Source organism: Larkinella rosea (assembly GCF_003858635.1).
GTDB classification, from domain to species: domain Bacteria; phylum Bacteroidota; class Bacteroidia; order Cytophagales; family Spirosomataceae; genus Larkinella; species Larkinella rosea.
Genome location: NZ_RQJO01000007.1, coordinates 1,872,132 through 1,886,518 on the forward strand (window position 1 = coordinate 1,872,132; position 14,387 = coordinate 1,886,518).

Annotated in this window: 15 protein-coding genes; 6 read left to right on the forward strand and 9 right to left on the reverse strand. The window is 48.6% G+C overall.

What is annotated here, in order from left to right; all coding sequences use genetic code 11:
* Nucleotides 1-20: 20 nt before the first annotated feature.
* Together EHT25_RS07795 and EHT25_RS07800 are read right to left on the reverse strand one after the other, a co-directional pair.
* Entirely contained in the window at nucleotides 21-2,150 is a 2,130-nt protein-coding gene (locus tag EHT25_RS07795; protein WP_124872958.1) for a M3 family metallopeptidase, read from the reverse strand.
* Nucleotides 2,151-2,246: 96 nt separating this feature from the next.
* Complete coding sequence (locus EHT25_RS07800; protein ID WP_124872960.1) at nucleotides 2,247-2,999, reverse strand: FkbM family methyltransferase; 753 nt, start codon at nucleotides 2,997-2,999, stop codon at nucleotides 2,247-2,249.
* 133 nt (nucleotides 3,000-3,132) lie between these two features.
* On the opposite strand from EHT25_RS07800, the gene EHT25_RS07805 reads away from it, so the two are divergent.
* From EHT25_RS07805 to EHT25_RS07825, 5 genes are all read left to right on the forward strand, one after another.
* Entirely contained in the window at nucleotides 3,133-3,729 is a 597-nt protein-coding gene (locus EHT25_RS07805) for an outer membrane beta-barrel protein (protein WP_124872963.1), read from the forward strand.
* 55 nt (nucleotides 3,730-3,784) lie between these two features.
* A complete protein-coding gene (locus EHT25_RS07810) occupies nucleotides 3,785-5,488 on the forward strand; it encodes a DUF6909 family protein (protein ID WP_124872965.1) in 1,704 nt (567 codons plus the stop codon).
* A 29-nt stretch (nucleotides 5,489-5,517) separates the two neighbouring features.
* Nucleotides 5,518-6,120 (forward strand): hypothetical protein, encoded by a 603-nt coding sequence (locus EHT25_RS07815; protein ID WP_124872967.1) that lies wholly within the window; start codon nucleotides 5,518-5,520, stop codon nucleotides 6,118-6,120.
* Nucleotides 6,121-6,219: 99 nt separating this feature from the next.
* Complete coding sequence (locus EHT25_RS07820) at nucleotides 6,220-6,609, forward strand: iron chaperone (protein WP_124872969.1); 390 nt, start codon at nucleotides 6,220-6,222, stop codon at nucleotides 6,607-6,609.
* Nucleotides 6,606-7,007, forward strand: a complete 402-nt coding sequence (locus EHT25_RS07825) for a DUF1801 domain-containing protein (RefSeq protein ID WP_124872971.1) — start codon at nucleotides 6,606-6,608, stop codon at nucleotides 7,005-7,007. The genes EHT25_RS07820 and EHT25_RS07825 overlap by 4 nt, the downstream gene beginning before the upstream one ends.
* Before the next feature lie 110 nt (nucleotides 7,008-7,117).
* Here the strand turns inward: EHT25_RS07825 and EHT25_RS07830 are convergent, their stop codons facing one another.
* From EHT25_RS07830 to EHT25_RS07840, 3 genes are all read right to left on the reverse strand, one after another.
* On the reverse strand, nucleotides 7,118-7,729 hold the full coding sequence (locus EHT25_RS07830) for a hypothetical protein (RefSeq protein ID WP_124872973.1): 612 nt from the start codon (nucleotides 7,727-7,729) through the stop codon (nucleotides 7,118-7,120).
* The gene (locus EHT25_RS07835) at nucleotides 7,719-8,204 is read right to left on the reverse strand and encodes a DUF6036 family nucleotidyltransferase (protein ID WP_124872975.1); all 486 of its coding nucleotides are present in this window, start codon (nucleotides 8,202-8,204) and stop codon (nucleotides 7,719-7,721) included. Before EHT25_RS07835 ends, EHT25_RS07830 begins: the two co-directional genes overlap by 11 nt.
* A 270-nt stretch (nucleotides 8,205-8,474) precedes the next feature.
* Entirely contained in the window at nucleotides 8,475-9,725 is a 1,251-nt protein-coding gene (locus EHT25_RS07840) for an MFS transporter (protein ID WP_124872977.1), read from the reverse strand.
* A gap of 199 nt (nucleotides 9,726-9,924) precedes the next feature.
* Between EHT25_RS07840 and EHT25_RS07845 the strand changes: the two genes are divergently transcribed.
* Nucleotides 9,925-11,049 (forward strand): hypothetical protein, encoded by a 1,125-nt coding sequence (locus EHT25_RS07845; RefSeq protein WP_229311465.1) that lies wholly within the window; start codon nucleotides 9,925-9,927, stop codon nucleotides 11,047-11,049.
* On the opposite strand, the gene EHT25_RS33425 is transcribed toward EHT25_RS07845, so the two are convergent.
* Genes EHT25_RS33425 through mutS form a run of 4 tightly spaced genes read right to left on the reverse strand, consistent with a single transcriptional unit; the run spans nucleotide 11,032 to nucleotide 14,374 of the window.
* Nucleotides 11,032-11,193 carry a HepT-like ribonuclease domain-containing protein gene (locus EHT25_RS33425; RefSeq protein WP_124873571.1) on the reverse strand — a complete coding sequence of 54 codons (162 nt, stop codon included), beginning with the start codon at nucleotides 11,191-11,193 and terminating at the stop codon, nucleotides 11,032-11,034. The two genes, EHT25_RS07845 and EHT25_RS33425, sit on opposite strands and share 18 nt — an antisense overlap.
* On the reverse strand, nucleotides 11,163-11,369 hold the full coding sequence (locus EHT25_RS07855; protein WP_124872979.1) for a ribonuclease HepT family protein: 207 nt from the start codon (nucleotides 11,367-11,369) through the stop codon (nucleotides 11,163-11,165). The genes EHT25_RS33425 and EHT25_RS07855 overlap by 31 nt, the downstream gene beginning before the upstream one ends.
* Entirely contained in the window at nucleotides 11,362-11,670 is a 309-nt protein-coding gene (locus EHT25_RS07860; RefSeq protein ID WP_124872981.1) for a nucleotidyltransferase family protein, read from the reverse strand. The genes EHT25_RS07855 and EHT25_RS07860 overlap by 8 nt, the downstream gene beginning before the upstream one ends.
* Nucleotides 11,671-11,689: 19 nt before the next feature.
* The gene (gene mutS / locus EHT25_RS07865) at nucleotides 11,690-14,374 is read right to left on the reverse strand and encodes a DNA mismatch repair protein MutS (RefSeq protein ID WP_124872983.1); all 2,685 of its coding nucleotides are present in this window, start codon (nucleotides 14,372-14,374) and stop codon (nucleotides 11,690-11,692) included.
* Between the last annotated feature and the right edge of the window lie 13 nt (nucleotides 14,375-14,387).

Consider the following 14,387-nt stretch of genomic DNA (forward strand, 5'->3'; position numbering starts at 1 on the left):
TCTCCGCGAAATAACATCTTTTACAACGTCAACCCGCTCCGACGCAGCATGGCTTGGGGAGACGGTTCGCGGCCCCGGAATTTCTTGTACAACTCCATCGGTTTTTCCGTACCGCCTTTTTCCAGGACGTTTTTGCGGAATTTGTCGGCCGCTTCCCGGTTCGAAAGCCCTTTTTCTTTGAAAAACTCAAACGCATCCGCGTCCAGCACTTCCGACCATTTGTAGCTGTAGTAACCTGCCGAATAACCGCCCGCGAAGATGTGCGAGAACGCCGTACTGAACGCGACTCCTTCCACCTTCGGAAACAGGTTGACCAGGGAGTCGACATGGGATTCCACCTGCTCGACGGTTTCGCCTTTGGGTGCCCCGCCGTGCCAGTACATATCGACCAGACCGTAGCGTAATTGCGTCAGATTAGCCAAACCGGCCATGAAATTCTGGCTGGCCCGGATTTTTTCGATCAGATCGTTCGGAATCACTTCACCGGTTTGGTAGTGTTTGGCAAACAGTTTCAGAGCTTCCGGGTCGTAGCACCAGTTTTCCATCACCTGCGAAGGCAGTTCCACAAAATCGCGATACACGCTCGTTCCCGACAGACTTTCGTATTTGCCATTGGCCAGCATGCCGTGCAAACCGTGCCCAAATTCGTGGAAAAGCGTCGTAACCTCGTTGAAGCTCAGCAGCGATGGTTTGGTTTCGGTCGGGCGCGTGAAGTTGCAGACATTGACGATCTGCGGCCGCACGTTTACCCCGTTTTCAATTTTCTGTCCCTGAATGTCGTTCATCCAGGCGCCACTCCGTTTGCCTTCCCGGGGGAAATAATCGCCGTAGAAAACCGCCAGAAACTTCCCGTTCTGATCGAACACATCGTAGGTTTTCACTTCCGGATTGTAAACCGGAATATCCTTCCGCTCCTTGAATGTCAGGCCGTAGAGTTTGTTGGCAATCGTAAAGACGCCGTCGATGACGTTTTCCAGTTTGAAATACGGTTTCAGAATTTCGTCGTCGAGCGCGTATTTCTCCTTTTTCAGTTTCTCGGAATAATAGTTATAATCCCAGCGCTCCAGTCGTTCGTCTTTAAAACCGTGCTCCCTGGCGTAGTTGGTCAGTTCGGCCAATTGTTTTTCCGCCACCGGTTTTGAATAACCGACCAGTTCGCTCAAAAACTGCTTCACTTTTTCCGGTGAACCGGCCATACTTTCTTCCAGAATAAAATCCGCGTGCGTCTGGTAACCCAGCAGTTTGGCGCGGTCGTAGCGGAGTTGAACCAGTTTACCGATGATCTGCTGATTATCGTTTTTGTCGTTATGAAAACCGCGTGAGCTGAATGCAATGAACAGTTTTTTACGCAGGTCACGATTATCAGCATACTGCATAAACGGCTGATAGCTTGGCGCCTGAAGTGTAAATACCCAACCAGTTTTTCCTTTTTTCTTAGCCGTCGACTTTGCCGCTTCGCGGACGAAATCCGGCAAACCGGCCAGATCTTTCTCGTCCGTTACTTCAAGCATATATTCGTTCGTTTCATTCAGGACATTTTCGCCAAACTGCAACGATGCCTGTGAAAGCTCTTTGTTGATTGCCCGGAATTTATCCTTGTCGCCGTCTTTCAGATTGGCCCCATTCCGCGCAAACCCTTTGTACGATTTATCGAGCAACATCCGGTCTTCACCGTCCAGCTTCAGTTTATCGCGCTGGTCATATACGGTTTTGATGCGCTTGAATAATTTTTCGTTCAGGGAAATATCGTTGCTGTATTCGGTTAGCAAGGGCGACGCTTCCCGCACAATTTTCTGAAGCTCAGGGCTGGTTTCGGCACTGTTCAGGTTGAATAAAACCGACGACACCCGGTTCAGCATCTGACCGGCGTGTTCGAGGGCAACGACGGTATTTTCAAAAGTCGGCGCAGCCGGATTGTTCACAATCGCATCGATCTCCTTCCGGCCCATCGCCATGGCCTCTTGGAGCGCGGGCAGGTATTGGTCATTCTTAATCAGGTTAAACGGCACCGTTTCGTGCGGTGTTTTGAACGGCTGTAATAGCGGATTTTCACTCATTTTGGCTTTTTCGGGAGAAGGCTGCGCACTGATTGGCGGGGTTAGTGCCGCCAGTAATACAGCCGTTTGGGTCAATTTTCGAAGTGTAAACATCTTAGCTCGCTGATTAGGTTTCTCGCAGTTTACAAAAGTACGGAAAATTAGGAAAGGGATTCCTGACGAACGGAATTTGGGCTTGATTGCTGGTAATCAGTTAGTCACGTTCTGACGAACATACACTTCATATTCCCCAGCTACGGTTTTTTGGTACTTATGCGCCGACGTGGCCGCCAGAAAACTAGCCGAACTTCCCGGTTTCATCCACTCGTGCAATTCCACAATCAGCGCCCGAACGTTGGGCAACCACGCTTCCGTATTGGTTCGGAACACTTCTGCTTCGCTGCCCTCAATGTCCAGTTTGACCACATCGAACGGCTGCCCGCCATTTTGCGACACCAAACCCTCGATCGACTCGGCGCGCACCGAATCAGGTGCCGGTTCTTCGATTTCCTCTACCGTAAATCCCCATTCTCCCCCACCCGTATCCCGAATGGTTAAATGGGTGGGGCGCGACCACAAACCGGCTTTGATGGCCTTTATCGTTTTATAAGCTGCAATATTTTGTTGAAGGATGGAAAAATTTTCGCTCTCCGGTTCAACGGAAAGAATTCGCATGTTCGGGTATCGGTTGGCGAAATAAACGGCCGCCAGACCAATGTTTCCACCCCCGTCGAGAAAACTCTGCGGACTAAAATCCAGGACAACCGAATCGTATTCACCATAGACAAAAATGTTGTTGAACACGTTCCGATCGGACGTGCCGAGTCGTAAAAAAATCGGGTGTCTGGCTTGCGGAATTTGAATCCGTACGGTTCGTTTCTGTTTCGATTTCAGCAGAAAATAGAGGCTCAATCCGTTAAAAACACCAAAACGCTTGAGATAGAGAGGTAGTTTGCTTTTCATTTCAGGTGAATCAGGTCACAAGGTAGTTTCTCCGTTCATCAAATAAAATGAATTTTAGCAGATCAAAAACAGTTACTTGCACGCACAAATTATCCTATTTTATTTTATTACCACCTATCAACCATTCGTTTACATGACAAAGTCACTGGTACTTGCCTTTTTTGCGCTGATTACATTATCGGCAACCGCTCAGGATTTCAAACCGTTTAAAGTCAATCTGTCGCTGGGTTACGCCCGCCCGGCCGGAAGCGGTGCCGCGGGTGGCTTGCTGGTTTCCCTTGAACCAAAATATGGCGTGATGGACAAGCTGGATCTGGGGTTACGGATTGAATTGGCCGCAATGGCCCGGTCCATTTCGGTTAATAATCAAAATGGCGACGTCAGTGCCAAAGGGATGGGATCTTACCTCCTGACCGGTACATATTATCTTTCGAACAACAATTTCCGGCCTTATGTTGGATTGGGAGCGGGTTTGTACAGCATTGCGGGGACGACGGTTACGGTGGTCAATGGCCAGGTTCAGGACGATTATGATGATTACAAAGTGGAAGCCAGTAACAAATTTGGCGTGATGGCCCGTGTGGGTTTCAAAGCCGGTCATTTTAATCTCGGAGTCGAATACAACATTGTTCCCAATTCCAAGTCGGATATTCTCGGTCAGTCCATTGACAGCAAAAATGCGTACCTCGGCGTTAAATTAGGCGTTGATATCGGCGGTGGCCGAAAATAACCGCTAGGGAGTTTAAGGTGATCGGTTATCTTGCGGGTAAATCGTTTATTTCCCAATGAATCCAGATTTTTCGCCCCCGCTCACCCGCGCCCAGGAATCCCGGCTCGCCATCGAGCGGCTCTACATAACAATGCGTCACCTGTTTAACCGGGGGTTTTATAAACCGTCCGGGGTTTCGGGTGAAGAAATCCGGCAGGCTCTGCTGACCCTCCGGCCCGAAATATACGGTTCCGTTAACGACCCGCAACGGGTTGAATTGGATGGACTTGTGTACGTCATGGACCGTCTGCCCAAAGGCATCGAAGCCTGCCGGATTGTTACACTGGTTTCCCGCGAAGGTTTTGAACACTCGCGGTTTCCGGTTTTGGTTCCGGCCAAACGTCGCCGGAATTGCTACCGGGTCGACGACGAACAGATGGTAATCGAAGTTACAAATGGCCGCAGTGAAATCTACGACATCCTGACCCACCTGACGTTCATGTACATGGAAGCCGACAAAATCCGGCGAAACGTATTTCTTGACCGGGGCAATAAACTTCGGGAATGGGAAAAACTGGAGGCCATAATCAAGTCGGGCGGAACCGTGAAGGAAGAAGATCAGGAACTGGCGCTGATGTACCTGAGCTCGATTCTGGGCCGAACCTTTGAAGAAACCCAGCAGGCTTTCCACCGGTTTGAAGAAAACGCCGGCACCAATTCCGGACTGTTCCAGATTGTCTACGGACTCGGCAGCGTGTCGGTTCGCGAAATTCAGGAAAAACACGTCGACCGCGAAATCAACTTTACACCGATGCTGCGCGAACGGGTTGGGCAACACCTCTACGGCGAACGCTGGGCCAACCGCATCAAACAGTACATTCAGGAAAACGGCTGGCAGGAACGACCGATTCACGTCATCAGCGCCAATCCACACAGCGTTATCAACTGCCTGTATGCTCCGGCGGCACTGGCCGACGCCACGTCCTGGGATAATCTCTATGACCTGGCGTATAAACTCAGTCAGCCCGCGCAAAACGAACTCCGACAGCAGGTGAGCACTTTTGCGCTGGCGCACGGTTTGCACGAACTGGAAGACCTGGGGGGTACCAATCTGCTCGTTCAGGTTATCGATACGGCCCAACTCGATGCCACCCAACTCTCGCCCGAAATCGTTCACGATCCGGTTTTGATTCAGGAGACCAAACCGCTCTTGCTGGTGATGGATTATGCGTTTGGCGAACAGGCGTTTGAAACGATGGACGAACTGCTAAAACCGTATGACGACCACCGGGGCGAATCTTACAAACTGAATGTGGCTTCCATCTCGATCATGGGAAAAGCCGGTATTCTGACCGGCGACAAGGGCGATCTGATGATTCCGACTTCGCACATTTTTGAAGGAACCGCCGACAATTACCCGCTCGACAACGACTTTTCTACCGCCGACTTTGACGGTTTTGGCATCGACGCTTTTGAGGGCTCGATGATCACGGTGTTGGGCACGTCGCTTCAGAATAAGGATATTCTGGCCTATTTCAAAAATTCATCCTGGAAAGCCGTCGGACTGGAAATGGAAGGAGCGCATTACCAGAAAGCCATTCAGTCGCACGCCAAAATCCGGGGCAGTGTGCAGCCCAGCATGAAAGTCCGGTATGCGTATTACGCGTCGGACAACCCGCTGCTCACCGGCGCCACGCTGGCATCCGGCAGCTTGGGAACACTGGGCGTCAAACCGACGTATCTGATTACGATGAAGTGCCTGGAGAAGATTTTGGGGTGACGTTTTCCCAATTAAAAACCGCTCTACCAATGGAAATCGAAACCGGAAGATACTCAGGTCCAGCCACTACGTTATTTTTTTATACCCGTGAATTCCTGGTTGAGTGTCCGAAATGCCAGCATTTGGCGGTAGTAACGACGAATCGCTCCCGCGACACCAGTCAGGATCAAGTAAGCTGTTCACACTGCAATCATACTGAAAAAGCAGATGATCGCATCCGGTATACGGCCACTGTAAAATGGGCCTGCGATCATTGCAATGAATCGCTTGGCTTTACGATTCCGAACAACAAGGAGAAAGTGGAAGAATTAACCGTTTCGTGTCCGCACTGTGGAACCGCTACAACCCTTAAACCCAAAAATGAATCGTCTCGCTTGTTTTACAAAAACTCCGGGCCTGGCGACCCGGTTTTCAATTTACCGCTGTGGTTTCAGACCGATATAAAAGGGAATCTATTCTGGGCTTTCAACCGGGAACATTTGATTGAAATCAGAAATTATGTAACGGCCAAACTACGCGAGCGTCAGACCACCACCCATACAACGATGGTCGAGAAACTTCCCCAATTTATTAAAGCGGCCAAAAACCGGGAGGTTATTTTAAAAGCAATTGAGAAACTGATGAGGAAGTAAGCGAATTCACCTACCTGGTTCTTCATTTTTTCTATGAACGAACCAGCGAAAAAATGCAAAAAGTTGCTTTAAATTTAACGAACCGAAACTCCTAAACCGATGAATAAACCAACCGATTTCGACAGTTACATCGCCGACTTTCCGGCTGAAACACAAGAGGTTCTGATTCAGGTCCGGGAAACGGTTCGCAAGGCAGCACCCGACGCCGGCGAAACCATCAGTTATGGCATGCCGACGTTTACGCTGCATGGCAATCTGGTTCATTTCGCGGGCTATAAAAACCACATCGGTTTTTACCCGGTGCCTTCCGGTATCGAAGCTTTTAAGGAAGAGCTATCAAAATTTAAAGGCGCGAAAGGCTCGGTTCAATTTCCGATCGATCAACCCATGCCGTTGGAGCTGATCAAGCGAATTGTGGAATTCAGGGTATCTGAAAATCTGAAAAAAGCGGCTTCTAAACCCAAAAAGAAGGCCCCTGCAAAGCCATGAAACACTCGGATCAGGAACAGGTATCTGACCACATTCAAAAGCTCGAACCCGAACTGCGTCAGCTCGTCGAAACGATCCGGCAAATCATTTTAAATATCGATCCGGAGATCGACGAGCGAATCAAGTGGAACAACCCCAGTTTTTATTATACTGGCGAAATGAAACCGTTCGATCCCAAAGAATACAAACGGGAAATAGCAGTTTTCAATCTGCACCAGGGACGGGTCATGCTGGTTTTCCCGAGCGGAGCGAAGGTAAATGACTCGTCCGGACTATTGGAAGGAAATTACAAAGACGGTCGCAGAACGGTGATTTTTAAAGATCTGTCGGATGTTCAGTTGAAAGAAAAACCGCTACGGAATGTCGTTATCGATTGGCTGAAATTAGTTGAAAAATAACCGCATCATGCCTTATTTGAGGGCGAATTTATAAACTCTATCATTTCTATTCCTTGGATTAACAATTGTTTTCTCAATCATTCGAAAACCGTTGACATCCAGCAAATTAATCAGATTTTCTTCGGTAAACATGGGTTTGCGACATCTTTGTGTTTCCGACCGTTTCGCCGGGCTATCAGTTCCCAAATAAACAGGTATCCGTCTTTCTTCAAATTACTCCGAATACTGATCAGCATTTCATTGGGATACGTAAATTCATGCAGGCTATTTTCGATGATAATTTTGTCGAAAAAATGTATAGGTAGCCGGGTTTCTTTTTCGTTCCCACGGTAGGGAATAAACGATGCGGTGTTTCTTCTACCCGCTATTTGATATACTTGCCGAACGGTCAAAGCCAAATTCTCAGGTTGAAGGCAAACCGGATTGATGTCCTGCAGGTAAAACACCAGGCTATCGTCCATCATTGAATAGATAATCTCGCGTTCGCCCGAACCTGCCCCAATGCTGGCTAATTTCTCCTGCTTATGAAAGTCATAGATTCGTCGGTAGCTATTCAACAACCATTCAATGTTTTCACGTTTTGTAAAATGCTTGGACAAACATCCATTGTCTTCAAATTGAGCAACGGATGTGTGGCACACGATTAAAAGGAATACGAATGTAAATAGAAATGGAATTCCTGCAAATGATGGACTTAAAGGTTTCAATAGGTCACTCGTCATCAAGTTTTCTTTGCTCGTTTAACAATTCATCAATCATCAACACATCATTTAAATCTTTTGGACGTCGTGCTAATATCTTGATTTCACGTAAATCATTGATATGAATAAATCGAATTATCTGACCCTGTTTTGTAGTAAATTCACGTGCTCTGCTTCTGCAATCGTCATAATTAAATCGAAAATGAACACGGGTCATGATGTCGATTGGCCCTAAATCAATCCGGATTATTTGCGGTTCTCTAAAATCAAGTGCCCTAAATGGATCAGTGTCTTCTTTGCTATATCCTAAATCAAGAAGCACCTCTATCAACTTTTCCTTATTCTCGTTTGAAGGCTGCAACCATAGATCGGCATCCTGCGTGAAACGAACCGCACCGTTCAGCAACAAGGCGAGTCCACCTACCAACATGTATTCGAGCCGGCGTTTTTCAGCAGCAACAACAAACTGGAGAAAATCACTATTTTCTACATCCATGTGGGTTTGATAATGCTAATTCTTTGCGTTGCTTGTACTGGACTTCCTCCTAACTCAAAAAACAGTTTTCGCATTTTCAGGTACTCTTCCCATCTTTCCTGCGGAGTCATACGTGCATACGTTCTCACCTGCTCCAAATGTGGATCATTAAGGTTTTTATAAACCGTAATCCGCTTTTTCTTTTCCATAACCCAAACAACGTCAATTTCCTCTAAAACACAAAAAGGATGCCGTTGCGTGGCACCCTTCTGTAAATTTTGGAACTTCGATTTATAATGGCCCCGTTACCAGCTCATCCTCAGCCGGTACGGTTTTCTTCCGGTCGTTGAAAAATAGCACGAATAATACCAGCACCACCGCTGCGATACCCGCCGGAACCAGCCAGAAAGAGGTCCAGTCAACCTGGTCGTTAACGGTGTACATGTCTCTCACGATGCCCGCCAGCTTAGAACCAATACCCATCCCAATGCCGTAGGTCGCCAGGGTAATCAAACCCTGGGCCGATGATTTGATGCGTTCGCCGGCTTTATTGTCGGTATAAATCTGCCCCGTTACAAAGAAGAAATCATAGCAGACGCCGTGTAGCACGAAGGCAATGTAGAACATCCAGTTAGCCGAAGCTGCGTCGCCGTAACCAAACAACAGGAACCGGATAATCCAGGCTACCAAGCCGACCACCAACATGTATTTAACGCCCAGACGGGTGAAAGCCAACGGAATCATCAGCATGAAGAAAAATTCAGACGCCTGTCCCAGCGACATGATATTCTCAATCTTAAAACTATTGGGATCGGCCGTCGGGTAGGCCGCTTTGTAAGCATCCGTTACCGACGGGTTCGCCATCGCGTAATAGAACGATAGCGGAATACAGATTAAAACAGATGAAATAAAGAAAATGGCAAACGAGCGCTCTTTCAATAATTTAAACGCATCGACGCCTAAAATCTGGCCGACAGAAGCACTGCCACTGGCTTTCGGGGGGGTATCGGGCAAGGTAAACGAGAACAAACCAAAGAATAGCGCGATGTACATCGCAATTTGGAAAATGGCTACCTGATCACCGATTCCCAGAAAACCGACAATGTTCGTAATGACGATCCAGGCTACGGTTCCCAGCACCCGAATACCCGGAAACTCTTTCTCCGGATTTTTCATGTGCTGCATGGCAATGGAGGTGGTCAGTGACATGGCCGGGGCAAACGTAAGACAATAAGCCAGAATCTGCCAGAAAAACGCATCCGCGTCTTTCTCCCGAATCAGAAAAAACAGAATGGCCGCACCCGCCAGATTCAATACACCCAGTACTTTCTGGGCGGCAAAATACCGGTCGGCAATCAGTCCGATGAAAAACGGAGCCACCAGCATCGCCAGTGAAAAAGCTGTGTAGGCATTCCCGACCTGATCCCCGGTAGCGTGTAATTGGGTAAATAGATATTTGCTCATCTGTCCGTACCAGGCTCCCCAAACCGAAAACAGGAGAAACATCATGACCGAGAGTTGAATGCGGGTTGTAAGCTTCATTGGGTTACGTCAGGATTTGATGGGTTAGTCCAAAAATGGAGTACAATTGCGGGTTTGAAGATAACCGAAATGCGTCAAGCGTCAAACGCTGGGGAGATAAGTTTCAATCAAATACCGATTTTTGGCATTTCAACCATCATCTCTTCCACTTGGTAAAAAGTTCGCTTTATTCTGGGGCCGTATTCAATAACTTTGGGCTATGAAACTGATCTACGCTCTTTTAACGACCACTCTTCTGGTCGTCGGCTCGCGGGTGAATGCCCAGAAAGTTGATCTGGACCGCTTTTATTTCGACGCCGGTTATTTAATTCTGCCCAAAGAATATACGCCAGCCGACAACCGCACCTTTGGGGTTCGGGTGATTTGCTCCCCATCGGTGGCTTCGGCGTATCCGGAGTCGTCGATTTACGAAAAAATTGGTTTGTCGGGATTTCAGCGGGTCGAGAACAATCCGGCTGTTGGGATTACAGTTGAATTCGGCAACGTGCGGTTTGAGAAAAGCGAAACCAAAACCCGGACCGAAGAGAAGAAAGACAAAGACGGCAAAGTAACCGAACAAATCACATATTATTCCATGATTGTTCGCTACAGTTTCAGCGGAAATTACAAAGTGCTGGGCTCGCGGACCGACGAAAAATCGCTGAGTCGGAAGGAGAAAGAAAAGGCAAAAGATTTACAAAATAACCGGTTTTTGCAATCGGCGTCGTCAGCCGATCCGGCGAAAACCGTCACAACGAGCGGGACATTTCCGTATGAGTTATCCTACACCACCATCGAATACCGGAATCTGGCGGATGCCCGCCGGTACATCGAACAAAATCAGCAAACTATTCGTACGGATCTGATTACCAAATACGTAACGGATGCGCTCGTGCGGGTGAACGAGGATGCCAACCGCTGGTATGGATACGTACCGACCCAAACCCGGGAGTTTCTCTGGATTCTGGATTCAAAAAGCCACCCCGAATACCCGATTCAGCAGGAAGCCATCAAAGCCGTGAAGGAATTGTCGAAACGGATGACGGCCACTCAATCCATCGACCAATTGGCCCGCGACTTGCAACCGGTTTTGGACTATTTTCAGGAATTGAAAAACAAATACCCCGGTTCCGACAAGCGAAACCAGAAAATGCGGTATTCGGCCTATTACAACCTGATGGTTTTGAACTACTTACTCGACCGCCCCGACCAGGCCATTGCCGAAGCCGAAGGCCTGATCAAGAACGGATACGATACCAAAGATGGAGAAAAGTATGCCGGTTGGTCCGAGGAATTGAAGACGATGCTGGCGAAGCATCAGATGGCGTCACGGCATGTTCAGTAAATGAAAGACATCTTGTTTCAAAACTGGAAGATGACGCTGCACGACCTCCCAGATCAAAATATCATCAACGGCATCATAAGCTTGAATAATGCGGTTTCGAAGACTGATTACTTTTATTTCGAGGTGATGGCCAAATCCGGTGATAACTTGATGGCTTTGTTCATTGCGTCACCAATGATCTCCAGTTTCCGTTCAACTGCAGCTTTCATCATCAAATTATCCCGGTATAAATAAAATGAGGAAACACTTGTTGTAAATTCTTCAATTGAAGTCAAAGCATCCAAAATATCCAGCAAATATTTCTTCAACTCATCATTCATAAAGCGCCAAACGGGTTTTATTCACTGACGAAATGAAGTAGGGGTTCCGCAGCGTATGTTGCGGAACCAGATCGACCGACCGGTTAAGTAAACGTTGCAGTTGCTCTTCCAAATTCCAGAAATTTTCGGCATATCCATCAAAGGGTTCTGTAATCCCAAAATCGATTAATAAATCAATATCGCTTTCATTGGTAAATCGATCTGTACAAACCGAGCCAAATGCATACGCTTTTTTTACTTTATGATTTCTCAATAAAGTAATCAGTTGCGGCAACTTGGCTTGAATTGAAGGATGGAGCATAACAAAAGCAAATTACGGATTATTCAATCATCTTCAACAACTCATTCAGTTTCAGCAAGGCTTCGATCGGCGTCAGTGTATTGATGTCGAGTTTCCGCAGTTTTTCCTTCACGGCTTCGGCTTTGGGGTCACCGGCTTCGAAGATTTTGAGCGTGATGTCGTTGGGTTGGGGCATGTCCCGCAAGGCTTCGCGTTTGTTATCGCCGGAGCCTTCGCGCTGGCTTTCCAGTTGCTGGAGAATTTCACCAGCCCGGCTGACAATTTTCGTCGGCATCCCGGCCATTTGCGCTACGTGAATCCCGAAACTGTGCTCGCTCCCCCCCTCTTTCAGTTTCCGCAGAAACAGCACCTTGTTTCCCATTTCCTTCACCGACACATTGAAATTCCGAATTCGTGGCAAGTTCGTCGCCAGTTCGTTCAACTCGTGGTAATGCGTGGCAAACAGCGTCTTGGCGCGGTAATTCGGGTGGTTGTGCAGGTATTCGGCAATGGACCAGGCAATCGAAACACCGTCGTACGTACTGGTTCCGCGCCCGATCTCATCCATAATCACCAGACTCCGCTCACTCAGGTTGTTCAGAATACTGGCGGTTTCGGTCATCTCGACCATGAACGTCGACTCGCCCCGCGACAGATTGTCCGATGCGCCAACCCGCGTGAAAATCTTATCGACAATGCCGATCTCCGCTTCCGATGCGGGTACAAAACTGCCGGTTTGTGCCATCAACACGATCAGAGCGGTTTGACGCAGCAATGCCGACTTTCCGGCCATGTTCGGTCCGGTGATGATGATGATTTGCTGGGTTTCATCGTCCAGATACAAATCGTTCGGCACATATGGTTCGCCGGGTGGTAATTGCTGCTCGATCACGGCATGACGCCCGTCCTTGATCACCAATGCTTTTGAATTCGTAATCGTTGGTTTGACGTAGCGGTTTTTCTCGGCTACGCGGGCAAATGACGCCAGCACGTCGAGCACCGAAATCACCCGGGCATTCTGCTGAATGTGATTGACATATTCACCGGCCGCCAGCACCAGGTCATTGAACATCCGCTGCTCGATGCTGAAAATCTGATCTTCCGCGTTCAGGATTTTATCTTCGTATTCCTTCAGTTCCGGGGTGATATAGCGTTCGGCGTTCACCAGTGTCTGCTTCCGAATCCAGTCGTCCGGTACGCGGGATTTATGCGCATTCGACACCTCCAGGTAATAGCCAAATACTTTATTGTAAGCCACTTTCAGCGACGAAATCCCGGTCCGCTGAACCTCCCGGTTTTGCAATTGAACCAGGTAATCTTTCCCGGAAAACGCAATCGCGTGTAACCCATCCAGATCGGCATTGACGCCACTTTTGATCATGCCGCCCTGATTGCTCACGACGGGCGCTTCGTCCCGGAGTTCGGCTTCGATTTTATCGACCAGAAACGTACAGGCGTTGAGTTGATCGGCGTATTTTTTAATCGACGAAGTCATCGGTTGTTGCGCCAGCGCCGTGATCAGCAATTCTTTGATCGGCAGGATGTGCGACAGCGACCGTTTCAACTGCACCATTTCGCGGGGCGAAATCCGCCGGACGGCCACTTTCGAAATCAGCCGTTCCAGATCCCCGATCTGTTTCAGGTGCACCTCCAGGGATTCGCGCAGGCTGGGCTGTTCCGACCCGGCCTCGTCCGGATTTCCGTTTTTTAGTAATTCAACGGTATTGAGTCGTTCTTCAATCAGCGGTTTATCTTTCAGCGGCAGCAACAGCCATTTCCGCAAAAGCCGGGCGCCCATTGGCGTAACGGTCTGATCCAGAATTTGAATCAGCGGAACTCCGCCATCCTGCTGGGCCATAACCAGTTCCAGATTCCGGATCGTAAACCGGTCGAGCCAGACGTATTTGTCTTCTTCCAGCCGGGTCAGCCGCACAATGTGACCCACATCCTTGTGCTCGGTTTCATTCAAGTAGTGCAGAATGACGCCAGCCGCTACAATGCCGTCGGTCAGCCCCTCGACCCCGAAGCCTTTCAGCGACGAGGTGTGAAAATGCTGGGTCAGAAGGGGGTAGGCAAAATCGTAGGTAAATGCCCAGTCTTCGAGCGTATAGGTGTGAAATTTATCGCCAAACTGTTCGACAAAATCCTTCCGAAACCGCTTGCAAAACAACACCTCCGACGGATTGAAGCTTTGCAGCAATTTATCGGCATAGGCCGCGTTGCCCTGCGCCGTCAAAAACTCGCCCGTCGAGATGTCCAGAAAAGCGATTCCGAATTGGCCTTCCGGGCCGGCGTTTTTTGTAAAATGAACCGCAGCCAAATAATTATTCCGCCGGGTATCCAGCACATTGTCGTTGAACGAAACACCGGGCGTAACCAGCTCGGTAACACCACGTTTAACAATCCCTTTCGCCATCGCCGGATCTTCCAGCTGGTCGCAAATGGCCACGCGCTCGCCCGCCCGAACCAGTTTGGGTAAATAGGTATCGAGCGAATGGTGCGGGAAACCGGCCAGGTCTTCATTGGCTCCGCCGTTGTTCCGTTTGGTCAGCGTAATGCCGAGAATCCGGCTGGCTTTGATGGCATCTTCGCCAAACGTTTCGTAAAAATCACCCACGCGAAAGAGCAGAATCGCGCCGGGGTATTTTAATTTAATCTGATTGTATTGCCGGTTTAAGGGAGTTTCGGTCGGTTTCTTGACAACCTTTGCAGGGGTACTTTTCACAAATTTCGTAGGC

Bases quoted from the DNA above. Each gene is read 5' to 3' on its own strand.
- EHT25_RS07830 (WP_124872973.1), bottom strand. From the start codon at position 7,729: ATGACGAGTGACCTATTGAAACCTTTAAGTCCATCATTTGCAGGAATT.
- EHT25_RS07855 (WP_124872979.1), bottom strand. From the start codon at position 11,369: ATGAATGATGAGTTGAAGAAATATTTGCTGGATATTTTGGATGCTTTG.
- EHT25_RS07860 (WP_124872981.1), bottom strand. From the start codon at position 11,670: ATGCTCCATCCTTCAATTCAAGCCAAGTTGCCGCAACTGATTACTTTA.
- EHT25_RS07840 (WP_124872977.1), bottom strand. From the start codon at position 9,725: ATGAAGCTTACAACCCGCATTCAACTCTCGGTCATGATGTTTCTCCTG.
- EHT25_RS07845 (WP_229311465.1), top strand. From the start codon at position 9,925: ATGAAACTGATCTACGCTCTTTTAACGACCACTCTTCTGGTCGTCGGC.
- EHT25_RS07835 (WP_124872975.1), bottom strand. From the start codon at position 8,204: ATGGATGTAGAAAATAGTGATTTTCTCCAGTTTGTTGTTGCTGCTGAA.
- EHT25_RS07800 (WP_124872960.1), bottom strand. From the start codon at position 2,999: ATGAAAAGCAAACTACCTCTCTATCTCAAGCGTTTTGGTGTTTTTAAC.
- EHT25_RS07810 (WP_124872965.1), top strand. From the start codon at position 3,785: ATGAATCCAGATTTTTCGCCCCCGCTCACCCGCGCCCAGGAATCCCGG.
- EHT25_RS07820 (WP_124872969.1), top strand. From the start codon at position 6,220: ATGAATAAACCAACCGATTTCGACAGTTACATCGCCGACTTTCCGGCT.
- EHT25_RS07815 (WP_124872967.1), top strand. From the start codon at position 5,518: ATGGAAATCGAAACCGGAAGATACTCAGGTCCAGCCACTACGTTATTT.
- EHT25_RS07825 (WP_124872971.1), top strand. From the start codon at position 6,606: ATGAAACACTCGGATCAGGAACAGGTATCTGACCACATTCAAAAGCTC.
- EHT25_RS07805 (WP_124872963.1), top strand. From the start codon at position 3,133: ATGACAAAGTCACTGGTACTTGCCTTTTTTGCGCTGATTACATTATCG.
- EHT25_RS07795 (WP_124872958.1), bottom strand. From the start codon at position 2,150: ATGTTTACACTTCGAAAATTGACCCAAACGGCTGTATTACTGGCGGCA.